This is a genomic window from Streptomyces sp. NPDC090088 (assembly GCF_044747345.1).
Taxonomy (GTDB): domain Bacteria; phylum Actinomycetota; class Actinomycetes; order Streptomycetales; family Streptomycetaceae; genus Streptomyces.
Genome location: NZ_JBIVDZ010000002.1, coordinates 1,254,425 through 1,280,267, shown reverse-complemented (window position 1 = coordinate 1,280,267; position 25,843 = coordinate 1,254,425). Strand labels below are relative to the sequence as shown.

Below are 25,843 nucleotides of genomic sequence, written 5' to 3'. Positions count from 1 at the left end.
AGTGTCGACACAAAGTAAACATGAGAGCTTTGTTGAGCGGATCTCCTGCACCTTCTTGCCAAGGGTGTCGACAGAGGGCTTGTATGGGCTTCGGTACCGAGGAAGCAGCCGAGCCGGAGGACAACCGTGCAGAAACCCCCCGTCTTCACCCCGGAGGAGATCGCCCGCTTCCGTGCCGAGCTCGACGCCCGGCGGGCGCCCGGCGCCCACGAGCCCGGCCGCTGGTCGGTGAGCCCGCTCAACCGCCGTACGGATGTGGTGGGTTCGCTGCCGGAGTCGGTCCGGCTGCGGGACGCCACCCTGCGTTCGCTGGAGACCCTGCCGGGCGTCACCGCCCCGGCGGGGGCCAAGCGCGCCTTTCTGCGGCGGGTGGTGGCGACCGGGGTGCCGGAGGTGGTCACCGCCGGGCCCGGCGGGCGCGCGGAGGACGTGCTGAAGGCCGAGGTGGACCTGGTCAAGGGCGAGAACCCCGAGTGCCGGGTGATCTGCCCGCTGATGCGCTCGACGGAGGACATCGACCGTGCCGCGCGGGCCGGTTACGACGCCGTCCAGGTGTGGGTGCAGGGCTTCGGCGAGACGGCGCTGCTCTACCGGCCCGACGTCTACGCGGCCGCCTGGCGGGGCGAGGAGTGGCGGACCCCTCGGGCCGCGCACGACCGGGCCGCCGTACTGGGGCGGGCGGCGCGGCTGATCGAGTACGCCCGCTCGCTGGGCCTGGAGGTGATCGCGCCGATGCTGATGGTGTCGTACCTGACGGAGGAGGACCACGCCACGACGGTCGCGGCGCTCACCGGGGCCGGGGCCGGCGAGCTGACCCTCTTCGACGGACCGGGCGCGCTGAGCCCGGAGGCCTACGGCTATCTGGTGTACCGGACGAAGGAGCTGGCGCCGGACGTCGAGGTGGGCCTGCACCCGCACAACACGTTCGGGCTGGCCGTCGGCTGCGCGGTCGCCGCCGTCCGGGCGGGCGCCAGCGCCGTGGAACTGTCGGTCAACGGCTACTGCGGCGGCCCCGGCAACGCCGATCTCGCCGCCACCGCCCTGGCCTTCGAGGCCGTCTACGGCGTCCGTACCGGGATCCGCACCGAGGAGCTGACGCGGCTCGCCCGGCTGGGGGCGGAGGTGACGGGCTACCGGACCGCCTGGAACCATCCGATCACGGGTCCGGACGCCTTCTGCTGGGGCGGTCTGGACTTCATCACCCAGGAGACGGCGGTCGACCCGCTGCTCCACAACTGCGTGGAACCGTCCCTGGTCGGCAACGAGCGGCGGATCCCCTTCACCCCGGACAGCGGCCCGTACACCCTGGCCGACCGGACAGCAGCTCTCGGCATCGACCTGCCGCCGGCCGCCCTGGACCAACTGCTCGATCAGGTGAAGCAGTTGATGGCCCGGGAGAACCGCCTCGCCGATGACGACGACCTGCGGGCGCTCGCCCGGGAGCTGGGCTGACCGGCCGGCCCGGTGCCCCTGACGGGTGGGTCACCGGGCCGGCGGTGTCGGCGAACTCCGGGCCCGTCGGCCTCAGGAGGTGCTGACACCCACGGTGAGCGTCGCCGTATACCCGTCGGAGACGCTGTCACCCAGTGCGGTCAGGGTCAGCAGGCCGGAGGAGGCACCGCCGCCGTCGTAGATCGTGTCGTCGTCGAGCTGGGTCTCCGTGGTGGTGTTGTCGGAGTACGGCGAGCTCGCCTGGACCTCGGTGTTGATGTCCGCGTCGAAGAACAGCTGCCCGGTGTGGATGATCGAGCCGCCGGTGTACGAGTCGTCGGTCAGCGTCACGTCGGTGTGCACCCGCATGTGGACGTGGACGGCCCGGGAGACGTAGTGGCCCGGCCAGATCGAGATCAGGCTCACCTCGCCGTTGGAGTCGGTCAGCTGACCGCCGCGCAGGAAGGTGCCGTCGTCGGTCTCGGTGTGGCCGTTCTTGCCGACGAAGCCGGAGTACTCGCCGAGCGCGTCGCAGTGCCAGATCTCGACCAGCGCGTCCGCGAGCGGGGCGCAGTCGTTGGCCTGGTCGACGACGGTGAAGGTGTACTGGACCTCGACGCCTTCCTTGTCCTCGCGGACGTCCTCTCGCACGAGCGCACCCTCGAGCGAGTAGGGACCCTCGGTGACCTCGGCGTTGAGGGTGCAGACGCCGGAGGAGGCGTCGCTGGTCGCGGTGGTGGCGTCGGCGCCGGCCTCCGAGGTGGTGGTGTCGGCGGAGGCGAGGCCCGCGGCCATCAGCCCGCCGGCCGCGGCGATGGTGGCGCCACCGATCAGCACACGCCGCCGTTTCATGGTGTTGTCCACACGGTGGCGGCCGCCGGCCTGGGCGGCGGAGTCGTCGGAGGAGAGGGGCTCGGGGGTCTGCCCGGAGGCAGAGGCGTTGTCTGTCATGTCTGGAGAACTTAGGGAACGACCTGAGGCAGGCCATGGCCACGCACTGTGAGATTGCTGGGGAAGAACCCCTCAACTCACCCTCTTTGGAACAGAGTTGGGGCAGATTCCGCGTGTTGCTCTCAGCTCAGTCCGGCGGCCCGGGCCCGCTCCACCGCCGGGCCGATCGCCTTCGCGACGGCCTCCACATCGGCCTGCGTGGAGGTGTGGCCGAGCGAGAAGCGCAGGGTGCCGCGGGCCAGGTCCGGGTCGGTGCCGGTGGCGAGCAGCACATGGCTGGGCTGGGCGACACCGGCGGTGCACGCGGAGCCCGTCGAGCACTCGATGCCCTGGGCGTCGAGCAGCAGCAGCAGCGAGTCGCCCTCGCAGCCGGGGAAGGTGAAGTGCGCGTTGGCCGGGAGGCGGTCCACCGGGTCCCCGCCGAGGATCGCGTCCGGTACGGCCGCCTGGACGGCGTCGACCAGCCGGTCGCGCAGGGCGCCGATCTCCCGGGCGAACCACTCGCGGCGCTCGGCGGCGAGGCGGGCCGCCACCGCGAAGGAGGCGATGGCCGGGACGTCGAGGGTGCCGGAGCGGACGTGCCGCTCCTGGCCGCCGCCGTGCAGCACCGGTACGGGGGTGTACTCGCGGCCGAGGAGGAGGGCGCCGATGCCGTACGGGCCGCCGACCTTGTGGCCGGAGACGGTCATCGCGGCGAGGCCGGAGGCGCCGAAGTCCACCGGGACCTGGCCGAAGGCCTGGACCGCGTCGGCGTGCAGCGGGATGCCGAACTCGTCCGTCACGTCCGCGAGTTCGCGGACCGGCAGGACCGTGCCGATCTCGTTGTTGGCCCACATGACGGTGGCGAGGGCCACGTCGTCGGGGTTGCGGGCGATCGCCTCGCGCAGGGTGTCCGGGTGGACCCGGCCGTAGGTGTCGACGGGGAGGTACTCCACCGTCGCCCCCTCGTGTTCGCCGAGCCAGTGGACCGCGTCCAGGACGGCGTGGTGTTCGACGGGGCTGGCGAGGACGCGGGTGCGGGCGGGGTCGGCGTCGCGGCGAGACCAGTAGAGGCCCTTGACCGCGAGGTTGTCGGCCTCGGTGCCGCCGGAGGTGAAGACGACCTCGCTGGGGCGGGCGCCGAGCGCTTCCGCGAGGGTTTCCCGGGATTCCTCGACCGTGCGGCGGGCCTTGCGGCCGGAGGCGTGCAGGGAGGACGCGTTGCCGGTGACGCTCAGGGCAGCGGTGAGTGCTTCTGCCGCCTCGGGGAGCATCGGGGTCGTGGCGGCGTGGTCGAGGTAGGCCATGGTGACGTCGATTCTACGTGGGGGCTCCGCCGCAGAACCGAGGGGCGCCGTGGCCGGCTCGGGCCGGTGGGTCACTTCCGGCCGTGCGGGGCCGGTCGCGCAGTTCCCCGCGCCCCTGACGGGGCGCTGCCCCTCGCGGGGCTCACAACGATCCCTCTACAGGCTCCAGGAGACCGTGTTCGACATCTCCATGGCGATGGCGAGGACCGCGAGGTCGGCGACGCCCAGGGTCAGGCCCAGGTAGGCGCGGCCCTTGCGGCCGGTGCCGCGCCACAGGGCGACCAGGGCCAGGACGATGGCGATCGGGCCGAGGAACATGTTGAGGACGAGGAGGCCGAGGAGGCCGAGGATGAAGGAGGCGACGGCCATGCCGTCGGCGTCACGGGTGCGGGTGCGGGTTTCGGGGCGGGTGGTGGCCGGGGCGGTGAGGTGCAGCATGACTCAGCTCCTGGGAGTCGTGGTGGACGGTCAGTTGGCCGAGGTGCGGCGGCGGCGGGCGAGGCGCTCGCGGAGCGCGAAGACGGCGAGCCAGACGGCGATCACTGCGGCCAGCCCGGCGGTGACGTCGAGCGGTGCGTGGGCCACGGTGCCCAGCACCACGCCGAGCAGCATGAGTGCGGCGACGAGGAACAACATGGGATGGGATCCCCCCTCCGTTAAGTTTGGGTGAACGGTTGTAGTAACAGTTGTTCACTGACTTTGAGTCTAGCAACTCGCACGGCTTTCCAATTCCGGAGAACAGTTGTTAACTGGATGACATGAGTCACACCCTCGGCATCCGACAGGCCCAGAAGCAGAAGACCCGCCAGGCGTTCCTGGACGCGGCGCTCGCCCTGCTGGAGGAGCAGAGCCTGAGCAGCCTGGGACTGCGCGAGGTCACCCGGGCCGTGGGCGTCGCCCCGACCGCCTTCTACCGGCACTTCCGCTCCACCGCCGACCTCGGCGTCGCGCTCGTCGACGAGGCCCTGGGCAGCCTGCATCCGATGGTCCGCACGACGGTGTCCAAGCCCGGCGAGGAGCGCATCACCCACGCGGTGCGGCTGATCGCCGACTATGTGTCCGCCCATCCGGCGCACGTCCGGTTCATCGCCCGGGAGCGGCACGGCGGGGTGCAGCCGGTGCGCGAGGAGATCCGCAGCCAGCTCGCCCGGTTCGCCGAGGAGGTCAAGACCGAGCTGGCCAAGGACCCCGAGGCCGCGGGGTGGAACGACGACGACCTGCTGATGCTCGCCCACCTCTACGTCGACCAGATGCTCATCACCGCCTCCCTGTTCCTGGAGTCCCTGGAGTCACCGGACCCCTCGGACACGGAGCGGCAGCGCGTCACCCGGGTGGCGACCCGTCAGCTGCGGCTGATCAGCCTCGGCCGGCAGCACTGGCTGGACTGACCCGCGGGCAACACGAAGGGGCGGCACGTCCGGTGAGACCGGACGCGCCGCCCCTGTCGTACGGCCCGCGGCGTCAGCTCTTCGTCGCCTGCTGGGTCGGGGCTCCGCTGGGCGCCGCACCGCCGGGGCCGCCCTGGCCGCCACCGCAGCCGCCGCCCTGGCCGCCACCGGGGCCGCCGCCCTGACCGCCGCCGCCGGGACCGCCGCTCGGCATCCCGGTCGGGGTGCCGGTCGGCTTGGCGGTGGAGTTGCCCGTGGGCGCGCCGGAGGGGGCACCGCTCGGCATGCCGGAGGCGTTGCCGGTCGGCATCCCGGACGGCTGCTGACAAGACTGCGACTGGCCGGAGTTGCCGCTGCTGGAGGACGACGAGTCGCCCGAGCCGCACGCGGTCAACAGCAGCGGGGACACGGCGAGCAGGGCGACCGCGGGGACGAGACGTACACGCTTCATGAGAGACAACTCCATAAAGGATGAGGGAGTCCTGAGGCGTGGCACTCAACCAACGGCGCTTAGGGCGCACTTGGGGCCGCACTGTCCCCAGCCTGTGATTCAGGTAAAGGACAGCCCAAGACACCGCGCTGACCTGCGCCTTCCCACACGATCGCTGTCTACTCGCTGATACAAGCCCGTGACAGAACGGGGCGTCAGCCCAGCCGGACCCGGGCCAACTGCCGTGACTGGGCGACCAGGCGGTCCGCGCTGTCCCAGACCTCGGCGTCCTCCTCCAGGAAACCGCCGGCCAGGTTGCGGGTGGTGATGGAGACGCGCAGCGGGCCCGGGGCGGGGCGGTGGCGGACGTGGACGGTCAGTTCCACCGTGGGGACCCAGCCCTTCAGACCGATCTCGAAGGCCGTGGGCGGCAGCGCGTCCACCGCCAGGAGCAGGGAGAGCGGGTCGGGGTCACGGCCGTCCGCGAGACCGAACCAGGAGCGCATCTCGCCCTTGCCGGAGGGCGCGCCGAGGGCCCAGCCGAGGGTGGACGGGTCCAGCTTGAGCATCAGGCGGTCGGTGATGGCGGAGCTGCCGTCGACCGGGGCAGGGCCGTCCTCGGGGCCGAAGCACTGGTCCATGGCCGGGAACGCGGGCGGGACGGCCGTCGTCCGGACGTCGTCGGGGAGGGTGGTGAGGTCGCCGTAGGAGGCGAGGACGCGGATGCGTTCGACCTCGTGGCCCTCGTCGTCGTACTGGAGGAGCGAGGCCTGGCCGGTGGAGAGGGTGCGGCCGGTGCGGACGGTGTCCGTGCGGATCACGGCGGGGCCCGGCTGGGACGCGGTCAGGTAGTGCGCGGAGATGGTGAACGGGTCCGGATGCGGCAGCGTGTCCGCGAGCGCCCGGCCGAGCACGGCGAGGAGATAGCCGCCGTTCACCGCGTTGATGATGGTCCAGCCGGCCGAGAGGTCGATGTCGTAGACCCCGGGAGAGCGCCGGGTCACCGCGGTGTCGCGGTCGAACTCGCTGTCGCCGATCACGGCCCGCGTGGATGCTGCTTCTGGCATGCCCGAACCGTACAATAGGAAATTACTAAGCGGTAGCTTTTGTGATCCACATACCAGCGGACCGGCCGGTAAGGGATCCCTCCGCCGAGTGAGGTTCCGGCAATTTCTAGGTAAGTGTCCGGACACGTCCGTAACCCGGGGCTCCGGATTCCCCTCTATGGGGACATGAGCCTCACCGGGACTCCGTTCCTCTACACGACCATCGTCCTGTCCGTGGTCGCCCTCATACTGCCGCTCTTCCTGTGGTCGAGGATGCGGGGACCCAAGGCCGTGCGTACGGCGGCCCGGGTCCTGATGCTGCTGTTCGCCCAGGGCACGGCGGTCACCCTGATCTTCGTACTGGTCAACAACCAGAACAACCTGTACGACAACTGGGCCGACCTGCTCGGCACCGGCAACCACGTCCAGCAGGCCGCGAACCTCGGCCGGGACGGTACCGGCGGCATAGCGCTGAAGACACTGCCCAAGGTGCGGCAGTCCTTCACCGCGGCGAGCGGACCGGGCATGCGCGGGGTGCGGGAAACCCAGCTCAAGGGCCGGATCTCCGGGGTGAACGCCGAGGTCTACGTCTGGCTGCCACCCCAGTACGACGAGCCGAAGTACAGGAACCACAAGTTCCCGGTCGTGGAGCTGCTGCCGGGCTATCCCGGTTCGGCCAAGGCCTGGTTCGGCTCGATGAAGGTGACCTCGCAGCTGGAACCGCTGATGCGCAGCGGCCGGGTCGCGCCCTTCATCCTGGTCGCGCCGCGCACCAACCTGCTGGCCGGGGTGGACACCGGCTGCGCCAACATCCCGGGCACGGTCAACGCCGACAGCTGGCTCAGCATCGACGTGCCGAAGATGGTGACCGACAACTTCCGGGCCGCGCCCGCCCCCGCCGGCTGGGCCACCGCCGGCTACTCGGCGGGCGCGCACTGCGCGGTCAAGCTGGCCGTCGCCCACCCGGACCGCTACCGGGCGGCGATCAGCCTGTCCGGCTACAACGACCCGATCGGGGAACGCAATTCGCTCGCCGCGCAGAGCATCACCCTGCGCGAGGAGAACAACCCCTATCTGCTGCTGAGGAAGGCGACCGCCCCGCCCCGGATCGCGCTCTACCTCTCCGGCGAGTCCGGTGACGGCTACCAGGCCGCCGTGGCGCTCGAACAGATCGCCAAGGCCCCGACGACCGTGCACGTGGTGTTCCTGCCGCGCAGCGACGGCGGCCACAACATGGCCCTGTGGCGGCCCCAGGTACAGACGGTCTTCGAGTGGCTCACGGTCAACATGGGCCAGAGCCGCGTCCGGTCCGGGACTACTCCTCTCGAACCGTCGAGCGCCGGTTCCACGCACGCGGCGCTCGCCAGTGGTACCGCATCGCGAGCAGGCGCAGCACGAAAGCGGTGACGACCGCGAGCCCGCTGGTGAACGGGCTCAGCGCGTCGTAGTGGATGCACAGCACCACCGTCGTCGCCCCGACGATCGCCGGGACCGCGTACAGGTCGCGGTCCCAGCGCAGCAGCGAGGGAACCTCGTTGGCGAGCACGTCCCGGAGCACGCCGCCGCCGACCGCGGTGGCGAGCCCCAGGGCGGCGGAGGCGGTGAGGTTGAGACCGTAGGAGTAGGCCTTGGTGGTGCCGCTGACCGCGAACAGGCCGAGGCCGGCCGCGTCGAAGACCAGGACCGCCGACTGGATCCGCTCCACGTGCGGATGCAGGAAGAACACCACCAGGGCGGCGATCAGCGGGGTGATGAAGTACCCCAGGTCCGTGAAGGCGGCCGGGGGTACCGCCCCGATGATCACGTCCCGGAAGATCCCTCCGCCCAGCGCGGTGACCTCGGCCATCACGCCGATGCCGAAGACGTCGAAGTTCTTGCGGACGGCCAGCAGCGCGCCGGAGATCGCGAAGACGAAGATGCCGATCACATCGAGCGTGTGCTGGATCGAGGGAGAGAAGAGTTGCTGGAGCTGCACCCTGACATTGTGTCCTGCCAGGGTGCATGCACCTTACAAAGCCAGGCCCACGGCCTACAGAGTCGGCTTCCCTGTGGTGAACAGCCAGGTCTGGAACAGGTCGTCGAGCTGCTGTCCGCTGATCTTCTCGGCGAGCCGGATGAAGTCGGCGGTGTCGGCGTTGCCGTAGCGGTGCAGCTTCGTCCAGGCGGGCAGGAGCTTGAAGAACGCCGTGTCGCCGATCCGTTCGCGCAGCATCTGCAGGGTCATCGCGCCGCGCTGGTAGACCGCCGAGGCGAACATCGTGTCGCGCTGCGGGTCGGCGACGGTGATCTGCCAGAAGGGGTTGTCGGCGGCCCGGGAGTTGTAGCCGGCCAGGAAGGAGTCGTGGGCCGAGCGGGTGCCCTGGTGCTCCGCCCACAGCCACTGGGCGTAGGTGGCGAAGCCCTCGTTGAGCCAGATGTCCTTCCACTGCGCCACGCTCACCGAGTCGCCGAACCACTGGTGGGCCAGCTCGTGCACGATCGTGGTCTCGCTGCGCACCGCCGAGTAGGCCGGCTTGCTCTGCACCTCCAGCGAGAACCCCGCCTCCGGCATGTCGTCGACGATGGCCCCGGTCTCCTCGAAGGGGTACGGCCCGAAGACCTGCGACCAGTAGTCGGTGGCGGCGGCCGTCACGGCGTAGACGTCGACGTTGTTGCTGTTGGCGAGCACCGGGTCGATGGCGACGTAGATCGGGATGCCCGAGGGCGTCTTCCCGGTGCGCACGTCGAACTTCCCGATGGTGGCGGTGGCGAGGTAGGTCGCCATCGGCTTCGACTCGCGCCAGTGCGTGACCGTCGAGCCGCCCTTGTCGTACGTCGACACCAGCCGGCCGTTGGAGACGCCGGTCAGGCCCTCGGGCGCCTTGATCCGGATGTCGTAGGTGGCCTTGTCGGAGGGGTGGTCGCTGGACGGGAACCAGGTGGAGGCGGCGTTGGGCTCGCAGGCGACGAAGACGCCGTCGGCGGTCTTCATCCAGCCGTAGTCCGAGCCGAAGACGATGGGGCCGTTGAGCGGCTCGGGTATCCCGCCGTAGGTGACGGAGACGGTGAAGTCACGGCCCTTGCGCAGGGCGTCCTTCGGGGTGACGGTGATCTCGTCGCCGCTGCGCGTGAACTGGGCGCGTCTGCCGTTCACTTCGACCCGGGTGACCTCCAGCTTCTGGAGGTCCAGATCGAAGGAGGAGAGGTTCTGGGTGGCGCGGGCGGTGAGGGTGGTACGACCGTCCAGGCGGCCGGTGTCCGGGGCGTAGGCCACGTCGAGGTCGTAGTGGCGGGCGTCGAAACCGCCGTTGCCCAGCTGCGGGAAGTAGGGGTCGCCGATGCCGTCGGCGCCCGGGGTGGGGGCGGGGGCGGCGGCGATGACGAACGAGGCGGCCGCCGCGGTTGCGACGGCCGCCGTACGTGCCGAACGGGAGAGGCGCATGAGTCGTCCCTTTCGAGCGTGCCGGTCAGTAGACGGACACGGTCGACTCTGCGCCCTTCGGTAAAGACATGTACATGACTTTACCTAGTTGTGTCATGGGCTACTTGTCGGTTGACTCCTGTGACTCCTGTGACGCCGCTGTGGAGGCGTCGGAAGCGTCGGCAGAGGCGGGAGTCTCGGACGACGCGTCAGCCGCGGGCGCCTCGGCCTCCTCGGCGGCCGGCTCGTCGGCGTCGGAGGCGTCCTCGTCGGAGGCGTCCGCCTCGGAAGCGTCGGCAGCGTCGGCCTCGGGAACCTCGGCTTCGGCGACCTCGACCTCGACCTCGACCTCGGCAGCCTCGGTTTCGGCGACCTCTGCCGCGACCGCCGCCGACGTCTTCGCCTCCTCCTCCAGGACCGCCTCGCCCACCAGCTCCGAGGCCTCCTTCGCCGCGGTCAGCAGGACCGTGTCCTGCGGGGCCTGGTCGGCGAAGTTCTCCGGGTGGTGGCAGGCGACCCGCTGGCCCGGGCGGAGTTCGAGGAGCTGCGGCTCGGTCGTCCTGCAGATCTCCGTCGCCTTCCAGCACCGCGTGTGGAAGCGGCAGCCGGACGGCGGGGCGATCGGCGACGGCACGTCACCGCGGAGCAGGATGCGCTCGCTCTTCTGGCCCCGGCGCTTCGGGTCCGGCACCGGCACGGCCGACATCAGGGCCTTGGTGTACGGGTGCATCGGCGTCTCGTACAGCTTGGGGCTGTCGGCGAGTTCGACGATCTTGCCGAGGTACATCACCGCGACCCGGTCCGAGACATGCCGGACGACGGAGAGGTCGTGGGCGATGATCACGTACGTGAGGCCGAGCTCCTCCTGGAGGTCGTCCATGAGGTTGACGACCTGCGCCTGGATGGAGACGTCCAGGGCGGAGACGGGCTCGTCGGCGACGACCAGCTTCGGCTTCAGGGCGAGCGCGCGGGCGATGCCGATGCGCTGGCGCTGACCGCCGGAGAACTCGTGCGGGTAGCGGTTGTAGTGCTCGGGGCTGAGGCCGACCAGTTCGAGGAGCCGCTGGACCTCCTTCTTGACCCCGCCCTCCGGCTCGACGCCCTGCAGCCGGAACGGCGCGGAGACGATGGAGCCGATGGTGTGACGCGGGTTCAGGGAGCCGTACGGGTCCTGGAAGATCATCTGGATGTCGCGGCGCAGCGGGCGCATCTTCGCGGTGGACAGGTGCGTGATGTCCTGGCCCTCGAAGGTGACCTTGCCGCCGGTCGGGTCCTGGAGACGGGTGATGACCCGGCCCATGGTCGACTTGCCGCAGCCCGACTCGCCGACCACGCCCAGGGTCTCGCCCTTGCGCACCTCGAAGTCGATACCGTCGACGGCCTTCACCGCGGCCACCTGCCGCTGCAGGATGCCCTTCTTGATCGGGAAGTGCTTCTGCAGGCCCTCGACCCTCAGCAGCACCTCCCGCTCGCCGGACGCCTTCCCGGACGCTTCCTCGGGAGCCGACGCCTGCTGCGGGATGACCGCCTCGTCGGTTTTCTTCGTGTCGCTCACAGCTTCGGCGCAATCTCTTCGGTCCAGATCCGCGTCCGGTCCTCGGCCGAGAGGTGGCAGGCGGACCAGTGGCCGCCGTCGACCTGCTGCAGCTCGGGGCGGACGGTGCGGGTGACGTTCCCCTTGGGAAGGTCCGCGTACGGGCAGCGCGGGTGGAAGGCGCAGCCCGAGGGGACGTTGATGAGGCTCGGCGGCTGGCCCTTGACCGGGATGAGCCGGTCGGAGGTCTCGCGGTCGATGCGCGGCATCGAGCCCAGCAGGCCCCAGGTGTAGGGGTGCTGCGGCTTCTCGAAGATCTCGTCGACCGGACCGCGCTCCACGCACCGGCCGCCGTACATCACCAGCACGTCGTCGGCGATCTCGGCCACCACACCCAGGTCGTGGGTGATGAGGACGACCGCGGAGCCGAACTCCTTCTGGAGGTCGCGGATCAGGTCGAGGATCTGCGCCTGGACGGTGACGTCGAGGGCGGTGGTCGGCTCGTCCGCGATGAGCAGCTCGGGGTTGTTGACCAGGGCCATGGCGATCATGGCGCGCTGGCGCATACCGCCGGAGAACTCGTGCGGGTAGCCGTCGACACGCTTGGCGGGCTCGGGGATGCCGACCCGGTCGAGCATCTCGATGGCGCGGGTGCGGGCGACCTTCTTGCTGACGTTGTGGTGGACCCGGTACGCCTCGACGATCTGGTCGCCGATCTTGTAGTACGGGTGCATCGCGGACAGCGGGTCCTGGAAGATCATCGCCATCTCGCGGCCGCGCAGCCGGCGCACCTCGTCCGGGGAGGCGCTGACCAGCTCCTTGCCGCCGAGCCAGATCTCGCCGGACATCCGCACGTTCTTGCCGCGGGCGCCGAGCCGGTGCAGGCCCATGATGGCCAGCGAGGTGACGGACTTGCCGGAGCCGGACTCGCCCACGATGGAGAGGGTCTTGCCCTTCTCCAGGGAGAAGCTGAGCCCGTCGACCGACTTGACGATGCCGTCGTCGGTCGGGAAGTGCACCTTGAGGTCGCGGACTTCGAGGAAGGCGTCGGACGGGCTGGACGGCGTGGGCTCGCCCACGGCCGCGCCGGTCTTGGAGAGTTCGGTCACGAGAGCCTCACCCGCGGGTCGGCGGCCGCGTAGAGCAGGTCCACCAGGAGATTTGCGATCACGACGAAGAAGGCGGCGAGCAGGGTCACGCCGAGGATCGGGGGCAGGTCGTTGTCGTCGATGGCCTGCACCGCGTACTGGCCGATGCCGTGCAGCGAGAACACGGTCTCGGTGATCACCGCGCCGCCGAGCAGCAGACCGAGGTCCATGCCGAAGACGGTGATGATCGGGGTGAGCGCGGCGCGCAGTCCGTGCCGGACGACTACCTTGCGCTCGCGCAGGCCCTTGGCGCGGGCCGTGCGGATGTAGTCCTCGTTCATCGTCTCCAGCATGCCCGAGCGGGTGAGCCGCGCGTAGATGGCCGAATACAGGAGCGCGAGCGAGCACCAGGCGGGGATCAGGGTGTTGGCCCATTGCGCCGGGTTATCGGTGAGCGGGACGTACGTTCGGCCGAAGATCGGCCATTGGTAGGTGAAGAGCAGGATCGCCAGGTTGCCCGTGAAGAACATGGGCAGCGAGACACCGGCGAGGGCCACACCCATGAAGGTGCGGTCGAAGATGGAACGCGGCTTCAGCGCGGAGACCACGCCGATCGCCACGCCGGAGACCAGCCACAGGACGGCGGCACCGAGGGCCAGCGACAGGGTCACCGGCATCCGGGAGGTGAGCTGCGGCCAGACGGCCTGGTGGGTCTTGAAGGAGTAGCCGAAGCACGGCGCGTCACAGTGCACCGTGGTCGGGCCCAGGTCGTAGGTGGCGCCGGAGACGATCCCCTTGATGAAGTGCCAGTACTGGACATAGACGGGCTGGTCCAGACCGAGGTTGTGCTTGACCGCGGCGATGTCCGCCTTCGACGGGCTCTTGCCGATGTACTGCTGCGCCAGCTGATCAGCGGTCTGCCCGGCGAGTCGCGGCAGCACGAAGAAGATGGCGAAGGTGACCGCGGAGACGACCAGCAGCAGGATCACCGCTGCGAGCGTCCGACGGAGGATGTACGAGATCACGGGGATCGGCGCTGGTGCCCGCGGGCCTCTCGGCCCGCGGGCACCAATGCCTTCACCTGCCTTCCGGGGCTGCTACTTCGACGCTACGCCGATGTTGAGGTAGTCGTACTGACCGCTGAAGGCCGCCGTGGAAACCAGGTTGGTGAAGGTGGTCGGGCGGGCCAGCAGGACCTTGAAGTAGGTCAGCGGCACGAGGGCCGCGTCGTCCATGGTCTGCTTGTCGATCTGCGTGTAGATGGTGTTGCGCTCGGTGTCGTCCTGCGTGCCGATCGCCTTGGCCAGCAGGTCGTTGACCGACTTGTTGTCGTACTGCGACAGGTTGGTGTTACCGGACTGGCTGATCGCCTGGCCGTTCAGGATCTGCTGCAGGAAGCCGTAGCCGGAGGGCCAGTCGGCACCCCACTGCATCATCATCAGGCCGACGTTCTGCTTGTTGGCGAAGTTCGGCACACCCGCGTAGTCGGTGAAGTACTTGCCCGACGGGTACTGCTTGAGGGTCGCGTTGATGCCGACCTTCTTCAGCGAGTTGATGATCGCCGTGGCGGCGTCGATCTCCTGCGGGCGGTCCGAGCGGGCCGTGATGTTGGTGTTGATCGACGTCTTGCCGCAGGCCTTCAGCTGCTCCTTGGCCTTGGCCACGTCGCCCTTGTTGCCGGTGGTGGCGTAGACGTCCGACTTGGTGTAGCCCGGGATGTCCGGCGGCAGCACCGTGGTGGCGATGTCACCGCGGATCGGGCCGCCCTCGGCGGTCTGCACCGAGACCTTGTCGATCGCGTACTCGACGGCCTTGCGGCACGAGACGTTGTCGAACGGCTTCAGCTTGGTGTTGATCGCCATGTAGACCAGACGGCCACCGTAGGTGTTGTCCGTGTTGGCCTTCTTGGCGGAGTCGGTGAGCACCTGGGCCTGCGTGGCGGCCTGGACACCCGTACCACCGAGGTCGATCGCGTCGCCGGCCTCGACGTCCTTGTCGATCGTCTCGGCGTTGACCTTCAGGTTGACGACGATCTTGTCCGGCAGCTGCTTGCGCAGCGGGTCGGTCTTCGGGTCCCAGTTCTTGTTGCGGACCAGAACGGCCTGCTTGCCGTCCTGGTAGCTCTGGAACTGGTACGAGCCCGAGGACACGATGTTCTTGACGTAGTCGACGCCGTTGTCCTTGGCCTGCGGCACCGGGGCCGTCTGCGGGGCCGAGACCAGGTAGTCGAACTCCTGGAAGGCCTGCTTCAGGTGGAAGACGATCGTGGTGTCGTCCGGGGTCTCGATGGACGAGAGGCCCTTGGCGCTCTTGTCCTTGTAGGGACCCTTGTACTTGTCGCCGCCGACCAGGAACTGCTGGAAGTAGTTCGGGCCGAGGGAGAGCACGTCACGCGCGAAGTTGGAGCGCTCGACGGCGTACTTGACGTCCTTGGACGTGATCGCCGAGCCGTCCTGGTACTTCAGGCCCGAACGCAGCTTGTACGTCCAGGTCTTGCCGCCGTCGCTCGGGACACCCTTGCTCGCGGCGAGGTCCGGGACCAGGGTGTTGCCCTTGGAGCCGGGGCCGGGCTCGAACGTCATCAGCGGGCGGGCGTACAGCCGGCTGAAGTTGTACATGTACGCGTAGTACGTGTTGCCGGGGTCGAACGAGTCCGGGACGTCGGACAGCTCGTAGGTGACCGTGCCGCCCTTCTTGTCGGACGCGTTGACGACACCCTTGGTGGCGGCGTTGGCCGCGGCGGAGCTGCCGCCGTCGTTGCCGTCCTTGTTGTCATCGGCCTTGCTGCACCCTGCAACGAGCAGAGTGGCGGAGCCGATGGCCGCGATCGCGGCCAGCGCTGACCTTCGCATGATGGGCGGGTTCCCCTCCATTGTCGGAAACTTTTCGGGCTCTCGATGGCGGCAGGCGTCAGCGGCTGCGCGGGTCGAGAGCGTCGCGGAGACCGTCACCGAGCAGGTTGAACGCCAGCACGGTCACGAAGATTGCGAGGCCGGGCACGATCATGTACTCGGGATCGACCTGGTAGTACGTCACCGCTTCGCGGAGCATGCCGCCCCAGGACGCCTGAGGCGGCTGGATGCCGACGCCGAGGAAGCTGAGGGACGCCTCGAAGAGGATGTTGGTCGGGATCAGCAGCGTCGAGTAGACGATGATCGGGCCGACCAGGTTGGGCATCAGCTCGCGGAACAGGATGTACGGGCCCTTGGCACCCATGCCGCGGGAGGCGTCGACGAACTCGCGTTCCCGGAGGGCGAGGGTCTGGCCGCGCACGATCCGGCCCAGGTAGGGCCAGTTGAAGAAGCCGATGACGAAGATCAGCACGCTGAGGTGCAGCGGCAGTCCGTTCAGGCCGAACGCCCCGCCCTGCAGGGTGGCGGAGATGGCGATGGCGAACAGCAGGAGGGGGAAGGCGAGGAAGGTGTCCATCAGCCGGCTGATGACGGAGTCCACGCGTCCGCCGTAGTAGCCGGCGACCACACCCAGGATCGCGCCGATGACGTTCGAGAGGATCGTGGCGCCGAAGGCCACCACCAGCGACACCCAGGAGCCCTCAAGGATGCGGGTGGCGATGTCACGGCCGAACTTCGGGTCCACACCCAGGGGGTGATCGAGGCTCATGCCGCCCCAGCCGCCGGTCGGCAGCGAGGTGTTGGCGTCGATCAGGTCCTGGTGGAAGGCGTTGGGGTCGAGGCCGAACAGGGCCTGGATGGGACGGGCCAGGATCGCGACGACGATCAGCAGGATCACGATGACGCCGCCCGCGACGGCCACCTTGTCCTTCTTGAACCGGGACCAGGCGATCTGCCCGAGGGAACGACCCTCGATCTGCCCCTTACCGGCACCCTCCAGCACAGCCTCCGGCTGCGCCTCGGCTGCCGCCCCGGTGGTCTCGATCGGTGCGGTCACGGTGAGCGACCCCTCTCGCCGGTGGTGACCGGCCTACGCCAGCCGCGGATTGCGGCTTTGTCGACTTGCTCGATCATGAGGTTTAAACCAACCTCATGTCTGACTGGCGAGTCTTCAGCGTCGCCGCGATCACCCGCCAGATCTGGCGGAGAAAGTATGCGCAACCGTGATGCAGTCCGGGGGATTCCGTTATCCGAACAGTGGGTAACGCCCCTCGGACGCGGGTCAGTTGGGACAGAGAGGTCAATCCGGGCGGAACGGAACCTTCCATCGCCATCTACGCGCGGAGAAATGTGTTCGTTACGTAAAACTTGTGAACCGTCTCAGCCGCCCCGGACGGAGCGCCCTGTCGGTTCAGTAACCGCCCTGAGCCGGTGGGTAGCCGTACCCGGCCACCGGCGCCGGCGGCAACGCCGCGTGCGCCTCCCGGTCGTAGAACGGGCGTGCCGTCGCCCGCATCCACATCACGACCGGGTCGTACTCGTCGGTCATCGCCACCGTCGACACCGGCAGCCCGTCCGGCACCGCCCCGATCGACTGCTGCATCATCGCGCGCACCGAGTCGACGGCGGGCGGCGAGGTGTCGTACACGTCCAGGCCGATCGCGAGGTACGGCGCCCCGAGCGCCGGCTGCACCCAGGCGCGCCGCAGCGAGCGGACCGCCGGGGTGCGGTGGGCGTTCTGCGACAGGAGCGCGTAGAACTGCGGGACCTCGATGGCCGGTTCCGTCAGCCGCAGCGGCCCCGCGGGCTGGCGGTCCAGGCCGGCCGCGATCCGGCGCAGGTCCAGCCAGGGGATGCCCACGCCGCCGCCCGGGGCGTGCGGGTTGAGCCAGAGGCCGTAGCGGTCGGGGTAGAGCGTGCGGGCCACGTCGACGCCCTCGACCACCTCGTACGAGCGGTTCCAGCCGCTCGCGGAGAGCTCCTGGGCCGAGGTCACGCAGGGGGCGTAGCCGTGGCCGTCGACCTCCATGTTCCCGTACTGGGCGTCCGGGGAGCCGGACTGGCCGTGCCAGAGCAGCATCCAGACCTGGCCGGAGGAGGGCGTGGCGAGGGCGCGGAGGAGTGCCTCGTAGGCGTCGTAGCGCCCGGGGGTCACCTGGCGCAGCATGTGCTCGACGCTGCCGCTGAGGCTCGCGCTCACCTGTCGTACCGCCCCTTCGAAGTTGCCCCGCGTGTAGTGACAAGCTTATGCGCCCAGTAGCTCGGGACCTGTTGTGCGTGGGCGAGTGCGGGCCCGTCGTGGTACTTCGCGCAGTTCCCCGCGCCCCCAAGGGGGCGCTTTCAGTGACCGTATTGATAGAAGGGGCGGACGTTCTCCCGCATCCAGTGGCCTACCGGGTCGTCCGCGACGTCGAGCAGGACGAGGTTCACGGGCCACCGGACCGGCACTCGGCCGAGGGCCCGGCCCAGGGCCTCCAGGGGCAGGGCGCGCAGGTCGCCCTCCCACTGGGAGAGTTCGACGCCGACGAACATGACGGGGTCGGCGGTCTCGACCGCGGCCAGGCACCGGCGGGCCGAGGCGACCACGCCGATCGCCGCGAACTCCGCCGCCGCGGCGGACAGGAAGTCCATCGGGTCGTCCTGCCAGTCCGGCTCGAAGAGGCGGACCCGGCCGCCCGAGGCGGGGCCGTCCAGTTCGGTGCGCCGGGACCGGCACAGCTCGGCGACCGCCTCCGGCGGCAGCGGAAGGCCGACCACTCCCCCGGGGTTCACGGCGACGCCGACCTGCGGCGGCAGGCCGCGCGCGAACTCGACGGCGGGGGCGATGGTGTACGACAGATGCGAGCCGACGACCAGCCGGAACTGCTCCTCGGAGCTGAAGACCGGGACGTACACCTGGCCCTCGATCTCCGTGGTGGGCAGGTCCAGCGCGCCGCTGTGCGGGCCGCCGCCCTCCGGCAACGGGACCCACAGGAAACTGCGGCTCAGTACCTCGATGAGCCGGGCCGCCGCGGCGGGCACGCCGAGGGAGGCCGACAGCACCTCCTCCAGTTCGTTGCCGGGCCAACCGCCGTGCGGGTGGGGGTGTGCCTGTGCCGGGAAGTCCGCGGGAATGTCCGCCGGGAAGTCCATCTCACTACCGCCTGCTGGAAACCACTGCTGAGGCTGGAAAGGCTAGCGGGTGGCGCCGACAAGTCCATCAGTCCGTCCGGCGCGCGAAGGCGATCCGGTGCAGCACGTCCGCCGCGTCCCGGTCGAGCAGCAACGCCGAGCCGACCCCCTCGGGCAGCTTCCCCTTCTCCGCCGCGCGCAGCAGCCGGCCGGCCGCCTGGCGGTGGCGCAGGAAGGCGTACCGGGAGACGCCCCGGCCGCGCTCGCGCTGGCCGTCCAGGGCCAGGCCGGGCGTGACGTCCAGAAGGAGCAGGTGCAGGGTGCCGCCGCGGCGGCGGGCCTCGCGGGCCAGCCAGTCGCGCACCCAGGCCTGGGTGCCGCAGTCGTGCACCACGACGCCCTCACCGGTGCGCAGGGCGCCGCGCAGTCCGGCGTAGTGGGCGAGCCGGACCAGCGGGCGGTAGACGGCGTAGGGCAGGAAGCGGGCCAGGCGGGCGTCCCAGCGGTCGCGGGTGTCCTGGGAGTCGATGCGTATGCCCTGGACGGTGCGGTGCATCAGGGTGGACTTGCCGCTGCCGGGCAGCCCGGTGACCACGACCAGGTCACGGGGGCCGAAGAGCAGGCCGTGCGGGCTGTGGCCGGCGCGGTCGCGCAGGTCGCGGACGACCCGGGCCGGGGTCTCGCCGCATCGCTCGCGGGCCGGGGCCGCCGGCTGGCCGGGCAGGGCGAGCCCTGTCGTCGTCGCGTATGCCGTGGTCCTTGTCACCGTGATCGTCCTCCCCGGGGGTTCAGGAAAGGTTCTCCCCACTTAATGTAAAGAGAAGGTAATGCACGGTCTCTCGCGGTTCCGTTCGCGTCCGGCCACAGCCCCGTTACAAAGCTCTGCCCGGCATGCAATGATGTGGCCGCCAACTGCATACCGGCCGTTTGAATCCGCGCGGGAGAGTCCCCAGCAGTCTTCACTGGGGCGCCGAAGGAGCAAGTCCCTCCCTTGAATCTCTCAGGCCCCGTTACCGCGCGGGCGAGGCACATCTGAAAAGCGGGCCGCCGTGTCGGTGGCCCCACCCAAGGTGCAAGCCGTGATCACGAAGGTGGTCAGGGCGAACCTCTCAGGTTCCGATGACAGATGGGGAGGACAGCCCCGCTGTCATGCCCTGGAACCCCCGGGACCTTTGGGAGACGAACGACCGATGAGCAGTACCGATTCCGCTGGACCGCGCCGTACCGCGCTCGATGCCCTGCACCGCTCGCTGGGCGCGACCATGACCGACTTCGCCGGCTGGGACATGCCCCTGCGCTACGGCTCCGAACGCGACGAGCATGTCGCGGTGCGGACCCGGGCCGGGCTCTTCGACCTCTCCCACATGGGCGAGATCACCGTGACCGGCCCGCAGGCGGCCGGTCTGCTGAACCACGCCCTGGTCGGGAACATCGCCTCGGTCGGCGTGGGCCGGGCCCGCTACACCATGATCTGCCGGGCCGACGGCGGCATCCTGGACGACCTGATCGTCTACCGGCTGGCCGAGAGCGAGTACCTGGTCGTCGCCAACGCCTCCAACGCCCAGGTCGTCCTGGACGCGCTCGTCGAGCGCGCCGCCGGGTTCGACGCCGAAGTACGCGACGACCGCGACGCGTACGCGCTGATCGCCGTCCAGGGCCCGGAGTCCCCCGGGATCCTGAAGGCGCTGACCGACGCCGACCTGGACGGCCTGAAGTACTACGCCGGGCTGCCCGGCACCGTCGCCGGGGTCCCGGCGCTGATCGCCCGCACCGGCTACACCGGCGAGGACGGCTTCGAGCTGTTCGTGAAGCCGGAGCACGCCGTGGCGCTGTGGCAGGCGCTGACCGAGGCCGGCGAGGGCGTCGGCCTGGTGCCCTGCGGGCTGTCCTGCCGGGACACCCTGCGCCTGGAAGCCGGCATGCCGCTGTACGGGCACGAGCTGACCACCGACCTGACCCCCTTCGACGCCGGGCTCGGCCGGGTGGTGAAGTTCGAGAAGGAGGGCGACTTCGTCGGGCGCGAGGCGCTCGCCGCGGCGGCGGCCCGTTCCGAGCAGAACCCGCCGCGCGTCCTCGTCGGTCTCGTCGCCGGGGGCCGCCGGATCCCGCGCGCCGGGTACCAGGTGGTCGCCGGCGGTGAGGTGATCGGCGAGGTCACCTCCGGTGCCCCCTCCCCGACCCTCGGCAAGCCGATCGCCATGGCCTACGTCGACGCGGCGCACGCGGCGCCCGGCACGGCGGGCGTCGGCGTGGACATCCGGGGCAGCCACGAGCCGTACGAGGTCGTGGCCCTGCCCTTCTACAAGCGCCAGAAGTAGCCACCGGGCGTGACCCTGCGCACATCTCCGCTGGTCACGCACGCCTCCAGCAGTCCCCCCTTCACCAGCACTCCCCCGCGTACAGGAGAATTCAGGCCATGAGCAACCCCCAGCAGCTGCGTTACAGCAAGGAGCACGAGTGGCTGTCGGCCGCCGAGGACGGCGTGGCGACGGTCGGCATCACGGAGCACGCGGCCAACGCGCTCGGTGACGTCGTCTTCGTCCAGCTCCCGGCGGTCGGCGACACGGTGACCGCGGGCGAGTCCTGCGGCGAGCTGGAGTCGACCAAGTCGGTCTCCGACCTGTACTCGCCGGTCGACGGCGAGATCACCGCGGTCAACGAGGACGTCGTGGAGGACCCCTCCCTGGTCAACTCGGCCCCCTTCGAGGGCGGCTGGCTGTTCAAGGTGCGCGTCACGGGTGAGCCGGCCGAGCTGCTCTCCGCCGACGAGTACACCGCCTTCACCGCCGGCTGAGGAGTCGTAGAGGTATGTCCGTCCTGAACACGTCCCTGCACGAGCTCGACCCGGAGGTCGCCGCCGCGGTCGACGCCGAGCTGGTGCGCCAGCAGTCCACCCTGGAGATGATCGCCTCGGAGAACTTCGCTCCGGTCGCGGTCATGGAGGCCCAGGGTTCGGTCCTCACCAACAAGTACGCCGAGGGCTACCCGGGCCGCCGCTACTACGGCGGCTGCGAGCACGTCGACGTCACCGAGCAGATCGCCATCGACCGGGTGAAGGAGCTGTTCGGCGCCGAGTACGCCAACGTGCAGCCGCACTCCGGTGCCTCCGCCAACCAGGCGGCCCTGTTCGCGCTGGCCCAGCCCGGCGACACCATCCTGGGCCTGGACCTCGCCCACGGCGGCCACCTGACCCACGGCATGCGGCTGAACTTCTCCGGCAAGCAGTTCGACGTGGTGGCTTACCACGTCGACGACTCCGGACTGGTCGACATGGCCGAGGTGGAGCGGCTCGCCAAGGAGCACCGCCCGAAGGTGATCATCGCGGGCTGGTCGGCGTACCCGCGCCGGCTGGACTTCGCGGAGTTCCGCCGGATCGCCGACGAGGTCGAGGCGTACCTGTGGGTCGACATGGCGCACTTCGCCGGCCTGGTCGCGGCGGGCCTGCACCCGAACCCGGTCCCCTACGCCGACGTCGTCACCTCCACCACCCACAAGACGCTCGGCGGCCCCCGCGGCGGCATCATCCTGGCCCGCCAGGCCTTCGCGAAGAAGCTGAACTCGTCCGTCTTCCCGGGCTTCCAGGGCGGTCCCCTGGAGCACGTGATCGCGGCGAAGGCGGTCTCCTTCAAGGTCGCCGCCTCGGAGGACTTCAAGGAGCGCCAGCGTCGTACGGTGGAGGGTGCGCGCATTCTCGCCGAGCGGCTGACGGCGGCGGACGCCCGCGAGGCCGGGGTGAACGTCCTGTCCGGCGGCACGGACGTGCACCTGATCCTCGTCGACCTGCGCGCGTCCGAGCTGGACGGCCGGCAGGCCGAGGACCGCCTCCACGAGGTCGGCATCACGGTCAACCGCAACGCCGTCCCCGACGACCCGCGGCCGCCGATGGTCACCTCGGGTCTGCGGATCGGCACCCCGGCGCTGGCCACCCGCGGCTTCACGGCCGAGGACTTCGCGGAGGTCGCGGACGTGATCGCCGAGACCCTCAAGCCGTCGTACGACGCGGCGGCCCTGAGGACCCGGGTCGAGGCCCTCACCACGAAGCACCCGCTTTACCCCGGTCTGAACAAGTAGTTCCCTGGTGGGGGCGCCCGACGGCGTGCGCCCCCGCCCTTTTCCAAGGAGTACCCCGTGGCCATCTCGGTCTTCGACCTGTTCTCGATCGGCATCGGCCCGTCGAGCTCGCACACCGTCGGCCCGATGCGCGCGGCCCGGATGTTCGCCCGCCGGCTGCGCAACGAGGGGCTCCTGGAGTCGGTCGCCTCGGTACGGTCCGAGCTCTACGGCTCCCTCGGCGCCACCGGCCACGGCCACGGCACCCCGAAGGCGGTGCTGCTGGGCCTGGAGGGCGCCTCCCCGCGCACGGTCGACGTGGAGACGGCCGACGACCGCATCGAGACGATACGGACCACCGGACGTCTGTCGCTGCTGGGCGAGCACGAGATCCCGTTCTCCTTCGACGACGACCTCAAGCTCCACCGCCGCAAGGCGCTCCCGTACCACGCGAACGGCATGACCCTCTGGGCCTACGACGCCTCCGGGGCCGAACTCCTCTCCAAGACGTACTACTCGGTGGGCGGCGGGTTCGTCGTCGACGAGGACGCGGTCGGCGCGGACCGCATCGTGCTGGACGACACGGTCCTGAAGTACCCCTTCCGTACCGGCGACGAGCTGCTGCGCCTGACGAAGGACACGGGCCTGTCGATCTCCGCGCTGATGCTGGAGAACGAGCGGGCCTGGCGCACCGAGCAGGAGATCCGCGAGGGCCTGCTGGACATCTGGCGGGTGATGCAGGCGTGCGTCTCCCGCGGCATGTCCCGCGAGGGCATCCTGCCGGGCGGACTCCGGGTGAAGCGCCGGGCCGCCGTGACCGCGCGCCAGCTGCGCGCCGAGGGCGACCCGCTGGCCCACGCGATGGAGTGGATCACCCTCTACGCGATGGCCGTCAACGAGGAGAACGCGGCCGGCGGCCGTGTGGTGACCGCCCCCACGAACGGCGCGGCCGGCATCACCCCCGCCGTCCTGCACTACTACGTCAACTTCGTGCCCGGCGCCGACGAGGACGGGGTCGTCCGCTTCCTCCTCGCCGCCGGCGCGATCGGCATGCTCTTCAAGGAGAACGCGTCCATCTCCGGCGCCGAGGTCGGCTGCCAGGGCGAGGTCGGCTCCGCCTGCTCGATGGCGGCGGGCGCCCTCGCCGAGGTCCTCGGCGGCTCCCCGGAGCAGGTCGAGAACGCGGCCGAGATCGGCATGGAGCACAACCTCGGCCTCACCTGCGACCCGGTCGGCGGCCTGGTCCAGATCCCCTGCATCGAACGCAACGGCATGGCCGCGGTCAAGGCCGTCACCGCCGCCCGCATGGCCATGCGCGGCGACGGCTCCCACAAGGTCTCCCTCGACAAGGTCATCAAGACCATGAAGGACACCGGCGCCGACATGAGCGTCAAGTACAAGGAGACGGCCCGGGGCGGGCTGGCGGTGAACATCATCGAGTGCTGAGGGCTCACTGCTTGACGGGGGTGACGCCCTTCATGCCGAAGCGGGCGGAGCACTGCTCGTCGGACCGGTCGCTCGCGTTCCAGACGCAGATCCACATGGTGTGGCCGACGTCGGGGACGAAGCTCGTCTTCGCGGCGCCCCAGGAGGCCTGGAACGTGTACGCGACGCCGTCGTTGCGGTAGAGCTCGGCGCCGCAGGACTGGTTCAGGGAGGTGTTGAGCACGCCCGCCAGCTCGCCGGAGCCGTTGTCGTCCAGCCAGGCGGAGCAGGCGGCGTCGTTGCCGACCCAGGAGGTGTCCGCCTCGGAGCCCTTGACCTGTGCCGGGTCGTCGCTGCCGTTGACGCCGCTGATCGACGACGAGGTGACGTGTACGGCGGCCGTCGAGGACGCGGCGGTCGTGGCGGGGGCGGAGGGCGAGCGCGCGCCGGACCCGTTCGGTGGGACGTCCGTCTCCGTGCCGGATGTTCCGGATGTTCCGGATGTTCCGGATGTGTCGGACGTACCGCCCGGGGCGGTCGGCGTCGGGCGTGCGGACCCGGCGGTGGGCGAGGCCGAACGGCTCGGGCTCGCGGAGGACGTCCGCTCCGTCCCGGCCACGGGCTCGACGGCGTCCGACGCGCTGCCGCCGGACGACGACCGCACCGCGCCGTTCCGCGAGTGGAGGGACGGGGTGAACACGAACGCCGCGACGGCGCCGAGGACGATCACCGCGGCGGCCGCGACCAGGAGCAGGCGTTTGCGCGGGTGGCGGGGTGACGCGGTGGACGGGGACCCGGTCCCGGGCGTCGGATCGGCATCCTGGTCCGGCGGCGGAACGGTCTCCAGCTTGCCGACGGGCGTCGCGGCGAAGGCTCGTCGCGAGGCGATGCGCGCCATGACCTCCGGCGGCCAGGAGGGAGCGGGAGCGGGCAGGTGCGCGTGGGCCGCCTCCCTCACCGCGGCGGCGGTGGGGCGGGCTTCGGGACCGGTCGCGAGACAGGACGCGACGAGGGCGGCGAGGTCGGCGTCCACGGCACGCAGCGGCTCGGCGTCGGGGACGACGCCGGGCGTACGGCCCGAGGCCGCGAAGAGCAGCAGCGCCCCGAGCGCGTAGACGTCCGCGGGCGCGGCCACGTCCTCGTCCCCGGCCTGCTGTTCCGGGGCCGAGAACCCCTGCGTTCCGTAGCCGCCGCCGCTCCTGGTGAGCCGGGCCTGGTCCGCGGCCCGCGCGATGCCGAAGTCGATCAGTTTCACGCCGTCACGCACCAGCATGACGTTGCCGGGCTTGACATCGCGGTGCGCGATCTCGTGCGCGTGCACGGCCGACAGCTGCGCGGCCGTCTCGGCCAGCAGCAGCCAGAGCGCCCCGGCGGGCAGCGGGCCGCGCAGCCGGACCGCCTCGTCCACGGTGAGCCCGGGTACGTACTCGGTGGCGAACCAGGGGCGTTCCGCGGTGCCGTCGCTGGCCAGCACCCGTGGCCCGACCCCGGCCGGGACCCGGTAGAGGATGCCGACCTCGCGTTCGAAGCGCTCGCTGGTGACCAGCCGCGGCCGGACCCGTTTGACGGCGGCGTAGCCCTTGCCGGACGCCCCGAGATAGACCTCGCCCATGCCGCCGACGCCGAGCAGGCCGATGATGTTGAAGCTGCCGATCTCCTGCGGATCGTCCGGGCCGAGCGGTTCGGCGACCGTGCCATCCATCATCAGCAGTTTCCCCGACCGCTCGCGTTCACGGCGGGCAGGCTATCGAGCAAGTCAGGGCCGTGCAAGACGAGTTGACAGCGCCATCGCCCTCGCCCCCCCGCCCGGCATACACGTCCGCGGGAGGACCGGTCCCCGCGGTGCGTTCC

24 protein-coding genes and 1 riboswitch are annotated in these 25,843 nt (G+C 70.3%); of the genes, 7 read left to right on the top strand and 17 right to left on the bottom strand.

Annotation, left to right across the window (positions count from 1 at the left end; genetic code table 11):
• The first annotated feature begins 126 nt into the window (after nt 1-126).
• A complete protein-coding gene (locus tag ACIPSJ_RS14555; RefSeq protein WP_401345848.1) occupies nt 127-1,452 on the top strand; it encodes a hypothetical protein in 1,326 nt (441 codons plus the stop codon).
• Between the two features lie 72 nt (nt 1,453-1,524).
• Here ACIPSJ_RS14555 and ACIPSJ_RS14550 read toward each other — a convergent pair whose 3' ends face one another.
• From ACIPSJ_RS14550 to ACIPSJ_RS14535, 4 genes are all read right to left on the bottom strand, one after another.
• Complete coding sequence (locus ACIPSJ_RS14550; RefSeq protein WP_359218775.1) at nt 1,525-2,382, bottom strand: intradiol ring-cleavage dioxygenase; 858 nt, start codon at nt 2,380-2,382, stop codon at nt 1,525-1,527.
• A 122-nt stretch (nt 2,383-2,504) separates the two neighbouring features.
• Entirely contained in the window at nt 2,505-3,668 is a 1,164-nt protein-coding gene (locus tag ACIPSJ_RS14545; RefSeq protein WP_359218773.1) for a cysteine desulfurase family protein, read from the bottom strand.
• A 156-nt stretch (nt 3,669-3,824) separates the two neighbouring features.
• Nucleotides 3,825-4,103, bottom strand: coding sequence for a DUF4190 domain-containing protein (locus tag ACIPSJ_RS14540; protein WP_401346265.1), 279 nt, complete (start codon nt 4,101-4,103; stop codon nt 3,825-3,827).
• Between the two features lie 33 nt (nt 4,104-4,136).
• The gene (locus tag ACIPSJ_RS14535; protein WP_355717023.1) at nt 4,137-4,304 is read right to left on the bottom strand and encodes a hypothetical protein; all 168 of its coding nucleotides are present in this window, start codon (nt 4,302-4,304) and stop codon (nt 4,137-4,139) included.
• A 122-nt stretch (nt 4,305-4,426) separates the two neighbouring features.
• Between ACIPSJ_RS14535 and ACIPSJ_RS14530 the strand changes: the two genes are divergently transcribed.
• Nucleotides 4,427-5,056, top strand: a complete 630-nt coding sequence (locus tag ACIPSJ_RS14530) for a TetR family transcriptional regulator (RefSeq protein ID WP_359218770.1) — start codon at nt 4,427-4,429, stop codon at nt 5,054-5,056.
• A 73-nt stretch (nt 5,057-5,129) separates the two neighbouring features.
• On the opposite strand, the gene ACIPSJ_RS14525 is transcribed toward ACIPSJ_RS14530, so the two are convergent.
• Together ACIPSJ_RS14525 and ACIPSJ_RS14520 are read right to left on the bottom strand one after the other, a co-directional pair.
• Nucleotides 5,130-5,507 carry a hypothetical protein gene (locus tag ACIPSJ_RS14525; RefSeq protein WP_359218769.1) on the bottom strand — a complete coding sequence of 126 codons (378 nt, stop codon included), beginning with the start codon at nt 5,505-5,507 and terminating at the stop codon, nt 5,130-5,132.
• Between the two features lie 194 nt (nt 5,508-5,701).
• Nucleotides 5,702-6,553, bottom strand: coding sequence for a thioesterase family protein (locus ACIPSJ_RS14520; RefSeq protein ID WP_401345844.1), 852 nt, complete (start codon nt 6,551-6,553; stop codon nt 5,702-5,704).
• 165 nt (nt 6,554-6,718) lie between these two features.
• On the opposite strand from ACIPSJ_RS14520, the gene ACIPSJ_RS14515 reads away from it, so the two are divergent.
• Nucleotides 6,719-7,939 carry an alpha/beta hydrolase gene (locus ACIPSJ_RS14515; RefSeq protein WP_401345842.1) on the top strand — a complete coding sequence of 407 codons (1,221 nt, stop codon included), beginning with the start codon at nt 6,719-6,721 and terminating at the stop codon, nt 7,937-7,939.
• On the opposite strand, the gene ACIPSJ_RS14510 is transcribed toward ACIPSJ_RS14515, so the two are convergent.
• The 10 genes from ACIPSJ_RS14510 to ACIPSJ_RS14465 all read right to left on the bottom strand — a co-directional run bounded on the left by ACIPSJ_RS14510 (nt 7,848) and on the right by ACIPSJ_RS14465 (nt 19,289).
• Nucleotides 7,848-8,507: a trimeric intracellular cation channel family protein gene (locus tag ACIPSJ_RS14510; RefSeq protein ID WP_355717010.1), complete on the bottom strand. Its 660-nt coding sequence runs from the start codon at nt 8,505-8,507 to the stop codon at nt 7,848-7,850. The genes ACIPSJ_RS14515 and ACIPSJ_RS14510 overlap by 92 nt on opposite strands.
• Nucleotides 8,508-8,561: 54 nt before the next feature.
• Nucleotides 8,562-9,953, bottom strand: a complete 1,392-nt coding sequence (locus ACIPSJ_RS14505; protein WP_401345839.1) for a M1 family metallopeptidase — start codon at nt 9,951-9,953, stop codon at nt 8,562-8,564.
• A 100-nt stretch (nt 9,954-10,053) separates the two neighbouring features.
• Entirely contained in the window at nt 10,054-11,487 is a 1,434-nt protein-coding gene (locus tag ACIPSJ_RS14500) for an ABC transporter ATP-binding protein (RefSeq protein WP_401345837.1), read from the bottom strand.
• Nucleotides 11,484-12,575, bottom strand: coding sequence for an ABC transporter ATP-binding protein (locus ACIPSJ_RS14495; RefSeq protein WP_401345834.1), 1,092 nt, complete (start codon nt 12,573-12,575; stop codon nt 11,484-11,486). The genes ACIPSJ_RS14500 and ACIPSJ_RS14495 overlap by 4 nt, the downstream gene beginning before the upstream one ends.
• Nucleotides 12,572-13,579: an ABC transporter permease gene (locus tag ACIPSJ_RS14490; protein WP_359218756.1), complete on the bottom strand. Its 1,008-nt coding sequence runs from the start codon at nt 13,577-13,579 to the stop codon at nt 12,572-12,574. The genes ACIPSJ_RS14495 and ACIPSJ_RS14490 overlap by 4 nt, the downstream gene beginning before the upstream one ends.
• A gap of 72 nt (nt 13,580-13,651) precedes the next feature.
• On the bottom strand, nt 13,652-15,427 hold the full coding sequence (locus tag ACIPSJ_RS14485) for an ABC transporter substrate-binding protein (protein WP_401345832.1): 1,776 nt from the start codon (nt 15,425-15,427) through the stop codon (nt 13,652-13,654).
• Between the two features lie 37 nt (nt 15,428-15,464).
• Entirely contained in the window at nt 15,465-16,463 is a 999-nt protein-coding gene (locus tag ACIPSJ_RS14480) for an ABC transporter permease (RefSeq protein ID WP_359218752.1), read from the bottom strand.
• A 354-nt stretch (nt 16,464-16,817) separates the two neighbouring features.
• Entirely contained in the window at nt 16,818-17,573 is a 756-nt protein-coding gene (locus tag ACIPSJ_RS14475) for an enhanced serine sensitivity protein SseB C-terminal domain-containing protein (RefSeq protein ID WP_401346262.1), read from the bottom strand.
• Nucleotides 17,574-17,746: 173 nt separating this feature from the next.
• Nucleotides 17,747-18,538: an enhanced serine sensitivity protein SseB gene (locus tag ACIPSJ_RS14470; protein ID WP_401345830.1), complete on the bottom strand. Its 792-nt coding sequence runs from the start codon at nt 18,536-18,538 to the stop codon at nt 17,747-17,749.
• 67 nt (nt 18,539-18,605) lie between these two features.
• A complete protein-coding gene (locus ACIPSJ_RS14465) occupies nt 18,606-19,289 on the bottom strand; it encodes an AAA family ATPase (protein WP_401346259.1) in 684 nt (227 codons plus the stop codon).
• A gap of 156 nt (nt 19,290-19,445) precedes the next feature.
• A riboswitch (glycine riboswitch) is annotated at nt 19,446-19,543 on the top strand.
• A 164-nt stretch (nt 19,544-19,707) separates the two neighbouring features.
• On the opposite strand from ACIPSJ_RS14465, the gene gcvT reads away from it, so the two are divergent.
• The 4 genes from gcvT (at nt 19,708) to ACIPSJ_RS14445 (ending at nt 24,013) form a co-directional block, all read left to right on the top strand.
• Complete coding sequence (gene gcvT / locus ACIPSJ_RS14460) at nt 19,708-20,835, top strand: glycine cleavage system aminomethyltransferase GcvT (protein ID WP_401345829.1); 1,128 nt, start codon at nt 19,708-19,710, stop codon at nt 20,833-20,835.
• A 98-nt stretch (nt 20,836-20,933) separates the two neighbouring features.
• Nucleotides 20,934-21,311: a glycine cleavage system protein GcvH gene (gcvH, locus tag ACIPSJ_RS14455; protein WP_401345827.1), complete on the top strand. Its 378-nt coding sequence runs from the start codon at nt 20,934-20,936 to the stop codon at nt 21,309-21,311.
• Between the two features lie 14 nt (nt 21,312-21,325).
• Nucleotides 21,326-22,588 carry a serine hydroxymethyltransferase gene (glyA, locus tag ACIPSJ_RS14450; RefSeq protein ID WP_401345826.1) on the top strand — a complete coding sequence of 421 codons (1,263 nt, stop codon included), beginning with the start codon at nt 21,326-21,328 and terminating at the stop codon, nt 22,586-22,588.
• A 57-nt stretch (nt 22,589-22,645) separates the two neighbouring features.
• Nucleotides 22,646-24,013 carry an L-serine ammonia-lyase gene (locus tag ACIPSJ_RS14445; RefSeq protein ID WP_401345824.1) on the top strand — a complete coding sequence of 456 codons (1,368 nt, stop codon included), beginning with the start codon at nt 22,646-22,648 and terminating at the stop codon, nt 24,011-24,013.
• Between the two features lie 4 nt (nt 24,014-24,017).
• On the opposite strand, the gene ACIPSJ_RS14440 is transcribed toward ACIPSJ_RS14445, so the two are convergent.
• Nucleotides 24,018-25,697: a serine/threonine-protein kinase gene (locus ACIPSJ_RS14440; RefSeq protein ID WP_401345823.1), complete on the bottom strand. Its 1,680-nt coding sequence runs from the start codon at nt 25,695-25,697 to the stop codon at nt 24,018-24,020.
• Nucleotides 25,698-25,843 lie beyond the last annotated feature (146 nt).

Coding starts and splice junctions, on each gene's coding strand:
- ACIPSJ_RS14530 (WP_359218770.1), top strand. CDS start 4,427: ATGAGTCACACCCTCGGCATCCGACAGGCCCAGAAGCAGAAGACCCGC.
- ACIPSJ_RS14505 (WP_401345839.1), bottom strand. CDS start 9,953: ATGCGCCTCTCCCGTTCGGCACGTACGGCGGCCGTCGCAACCGCGGCG.
- ACIPSJ_RS14550 (WP_359218775.1), bottom strand. CDS start 2,382: ATGACAGACAACGCCTCTGCCTCCGGGCAGACCCCCGAGCCCCTCTCC.
- ACIPSJ_RS14440 (WP_401345823.1), bottom strand. CDS start 25,697: ATGATGGATGGCACGGTCGCCGAACCGCTCGGCCCGGACGATCCGCAG.
- ACIPSJ_RS14470 (WP_401345830.1), bottom strand. CDS start 18,538: ATGGACTTCCCGGCGGACATTCCCGCGGACTTCCCGGCACAGGCACAC.
- ACIPSJ_RS14520 (WP_401345844.1), bottom strand. CDS start 6,553: ATGCCAGAAGCAGCATCCACGCGGGCCGTGATCGGCGACAGCGAGTTC.
- ACIPSJ_RS14485 (WP_401345832.1), bottom strand. CDS start 15,427: ATGGAGGGGAACCCGCCCATCATGCGAAGGTCAGCGCTGGCCGCGATC.
- ACIPSJ_RS14545 (WP_359218773.1), bottom strand. CDS start 3,668: ATGGCCTACCTCGACCACGCCGCCACGACCCCGATGCTCCCCGAGGCG.
- glyA (WP_401345826.1), top strand. CDS start 21,326: ATGTCCGTCCTGAACACGTCCCTGCACGAGCTCGACCCGGAGGTCGCC.
- gcvT (WP_401345829.1), top strand. CDS start 19,708: ATGAGCAGTACCGATTCCGCTGGACCGCGCCGTACCGCGCTCGATGCC.
- gcvH (WP_401345827.1), top strand. CDS start 20,934: ATGAGCAACCCCCAGCAGCTGCGTTACAGCAAGGAGCACGAGTGGCTG.
- ACIPSJ_RS14475 (WP_401346262.1), bottom strand. CDS start 17,573: ATGCTGCGCCAGGTGACCCCCGGGCGCTACGACGCCTACGAGGCACTC.
- ACIPSJ_RS14535 (WP_355717023.1), bottom strand. CDS start 4,304: ATGTTGTTCCTCGTCGCCGCACTCATGCTGCTCGGCGTGGTGCTGGGC.
- ACIPSJ_RS14525 (WP_359218769.1), bottom strand. CDS start 5,507: ATGAAGCGTGTACGTCTCGTCCCCGCGGTCGCCCTGCTCGCCGTGTCC.
- ACIPSJ_RS14515 (WP_401345842.1), top strand. CDS start 6,719: ATGAGCCTCACCGGGACTCCGTTCCTCTACACGACCATCGTCCTGTCC.